General features: G+C 70.7%; 5 protein-coding genes. 2 read left to right on the forward strand and 3 right to left on the reverse strand.

Annotated elements, in window-relative coordinates; translation table 11 throughout:
* Positions 1-72: 72 nt before the first annotated feature.
* A complete protein-coding gene (locus tag AC08ON_RS09525) occupies positions 73-543 on the reverse strand; it encodes an NUDIX hydrolase (RefSeq protein ID WP_476607277.1) in 471 nt (156 codons plus the stop codon).
* Positions 544-900: 357 nt separating this feature from the next.
* Positions 901-1635 carry an endonuclease III gene (gene nth / locus AC08ON_RS09530; RefSeq protein ID WP_476607276.1) on the reverse strand — a complete coding sequence of 245 codons (735 nt, stop codon included), beginning with the start codon at positions 1633-1635 and terminating at the stop codon, positions 901-903.
* 144 nt (positions 1636-1779) lie between these two features.
* Here nth and AC08ON_RS09535 point away from each other — a divergent pair, with 144 nt between their 5' ends.
* Positions 1780-2016, forward strand: coding sequence for a hypothetical protein (locus AC08ON_RS09535; protein WP_023840719.1), 237 nt, complete (start codon positions 1780-1782; stop codon positions 2014-2016).
* 138 nt (positions 2017-2154) lie between these two features.
* Positions 2155-2856 (forward strand): Crp/Fnr family transcriptional regulator, encoded by a 702-nt coding sequence (locus AC08ON_RS09540; protein WP_023840718.1) that lies wholly within the window; start codon positions 2155-2157, stop codon positions 2854-2856.
* Positions 2857-2974: 118 nt separating this feature from the next.
* Here the strand turns inward: AC08ON_RS09540 and AC08ON_RS09545 are convergent.
* Positions 2975-3180 (reverse strand): hypothetical protein (locus tag AC08ON_RS09545; RefSeq protein WP_476616800.1); only part of this gene is annotated, 206 nt, incomplete at its 5' end.

Here is a 3180-nt window from a genome sequence, read left to right on the forward strand (position 1 = left end):
GTGACCGCCCCTGCCGGGAGGAGTGGATGGACGGTCGCGGTCCCGCATGGTCACGGTCCGCGGTGCTGGTCATCAGCTGTGCCTCTCGTCGCAGGGCGATGCCGGTGCCGCCGGCGGGCTGGACCTGTCCAGTGGACCGGACTGTAGCGGTGGGTGGGGCAGTGCCGGTGGGCTGGTTGTCTGTGCGGGCACGACCGGGGTCCCGCTGGTCGTGGCCCGCGCGACCGGGCAGTCGATGAGCTCGGTGTCGTTCCACGGCAGTTCCCACTCGCCGAGACGGAGAAGAACATCGAGGATGCCCGCGGTGAAGCCCCACACCAGCATGCCGCGGACCCGGAAGGCGGGTCCGGCGAGGCCGGTGCGGTGGCGCAGCATGACCCGGTTGGCCGGGTCGGCCAGCTCCGCGAGTGGCACCCGGGTGACCGACGACGTCTCGGCGGGATCGACGGGTACGACCGCGCACGGAGTATGCCACCAGCCGATCACCGGGGTCACGAGATAACGACTGGCGTGCAGGTAGAGCGGGGATGCGACGGCGAGCACCTCGACCCCCGCGGGGTCGAGGTGCTACCTCCTCCTCGGCTTCGCGTAGCGCCGTGTGCACCCGCGACTCGTCCGTCGCGTCGGTGGCGCCACCGGGGAATGCGGGCTGGCTGGCATGGCTGCGCAGCTCGGCCGCCCGTTCGAGCAGGAGGATGTCCGGCCCCTCCGGGCCATCATCGCCGAACAGGATGAGTACGGCGGTCGGTCGAGCATCCGCGCCCGCATGACCCGGATGGGTCCGGCTGGTCACGAGGGCCTGCCCGGCCTTCTCCGCCAGAGCGCGCAGCCAGGCCGGGGGCGGGGGGACGGTGGTCCCGTCAGTGTCGAAGGCGCCGTCGGCGTTGGCTGGCAGCTCGGTCATCGCAGGGTTTCGACGTCGCTGCGTGTTCCCCGGACCAGCCGGGCCGCCTCGGCAGGCTCGGTGGGGCCGAGCCCGAAGGACGGGCACAGCCGGGCCAGCCCGCAGGCGCCGCAGGCCGGGCGGCGCGAGTGACAGATCCGTCGCCCATGAAAGATCATGCGATCGGAAGCGATGGTCCAGTCCCGCTGTTCGATGAGCGCCGCCAGGTCCGACTCGACCTTGACGGGGTCGGTCTGAGTGGTCAGCCCAAAGCGGCGGGACAGCCGCCCGACGTGGGTGTCGACGGTGATTCCGGGAACGTCGAACGCATGCCCGAGCACGACGTTCGCCGTCTTGCGACCGACGCCCGGCAAGGTCACCAGGGCCGCCAGCGACCGTGGAACCTCACCGTCGAAGCGTTCGGTCAGGGCCGCGCCGATGCCGATCAGCGAGTTCGCCTTGGCACGGAAGAACCCGGTCGGCCGCAGCATGTCCTCGAGTTCGGCGCGCTCCGCGCCCGCATAGTCAGCTGCGGTCCGATAACGGGCGAACACTCCGGGAGTGACCTCGTTGACCTTCTTGTCGGTGCACTGGGCCGACAAGACGGTGGCAACCAGCAGTTCGAGAGCGTTGTCGAAGTGCAACGCGATGCGGGCGTCGGGATGGATATCGCCCAGCAGACGCACTATCCGGCGAGCCCGCCGGGTCTTCGTGAGCGGGGTCTCGGCCGCGGCGTCGACGGTTGCGGGCATGTCTGGCAGCGTATCTGCCGGTCGATCCGCCCGTCCGGCGCCGCTGCCGGGTGGTCCGAACGGGCCCCGGCCAGGTGGCCAATGCGCGACACACCCACCCCCGGTCGCATGCGATGGTCGCCGGTCGGCCACCATGGAGAGGTCATGTTTGTCATTGCCGCGGTCACCTTTCCCCTGCTGCTTCTCGGCCTTCTGCTGGCGATGGAACGGGTGGAACGTCCGTTGAATGCCGCTGACACCGGTAAGGGCCTCGAGGGCTTCCTCGACAACGCCCGGCCGGACGAGGTCAGCACCTTCGTCAATCAGGGCCTCCCCGCCGCGTTGGAGCGCTACCGGCGGCGCCTGCGCCGACCGCCGCCGGGCAAGCATCGAGCCGCCTGACCGCGCGGGGCTGGGCTGTGCCGATCGGCCCGTCGGGTCCAGGCCGGGCCGTGCCGATCGGCCCGTCGGAGCCCTGTCGATCGGCCTGTCGGAGCCATCTGGGGGTCCCTGGCCGTGCTCTCTGCCGATAGTCCTGGCATGCTCAGGACTGTGGAGGATCTGCTTGCCCGTGTACCACTGTTCGTAGGGCTGTCCGAGCAGGACCGAATGGCCCTCTCCGACCATCTTGATCGGCAGGATGTCACCCGTGGGGACGTGCTGTTCCGTGAAGGAGATGTCGGGGACCGGGTCTTCATCGTCCTGTCCGGAAAGGTGAAGATAGGACGTCAGTCGGCCGACGGCCGGGAAAACCTGCTGTCCGTGATGGGTCCCGGAGACTTGTTCGGGGAGCTGTCGTTGTTCGACCCCGGCCCACGCACGGCTACCGCTACGGCAGTCACGGATGCATCGTTGCTGTTGCTGGAACATACCGCGTTGCGTCCCTGGCTGCGATCACGCCCGGAGGCGGGCGCGATGCTCCTGCGGGAGCTGGCCCGCCGGTTGCGGCGTACCAACGACAACGTTGCCGACATGGTGTTCACGGATGTGCCGGGGCGAGTGGCGAAAGCCCTCCTCGACTTGGCGGAACGCTTCGGTGAGCCGGCACAGCCCGGCAACGAGGCCGCCGGTGTCCGTGTCGAGCACGGGCTCACGCAGGAGGAACTGGCCCAGCTGGTGGGCGCGTCCCGGGAGACGGTGAACAAGGCGCTCGCCGACTTCGCCACCCGGGGCTGGCTGCGCCTGGACTCCCGTGCGGTCGTGCTGCTCGATCGCGAACGCCTTTCCCGCCGCGCACGCTGAGACCGGCGACCGGCGACCGGCGACCGGCGACCGGCGAAAGGCTCGAGGTCCCGCCGGGGCCTCGAGCGCCGGTTGACGCGCGCAAGGCCCGGCCACGGGAGGTGACCGCTCCAGCGGTTCATCCGGCCGTCCCGGCCAGGCCCGCGGGGGTGATGGTCGCGCCGTCGGCGGCCCCGCTGACCGGCAGTCTCGCCAGCAGCCTGCGGGTCTGCGGCGCCTCGCTGACAGCCCCCGTGGCGGTCGCGGCCGCCAGCGCCCGCAGATAGGCGGCACGACCGCCTTCCAGATCGCCGTTGGCCACCAGCGCGGTGCCGAGCGCGCGGT

It is taken from the genome of Frankia sp. CoWAU3, assembly GCF_977971855.1.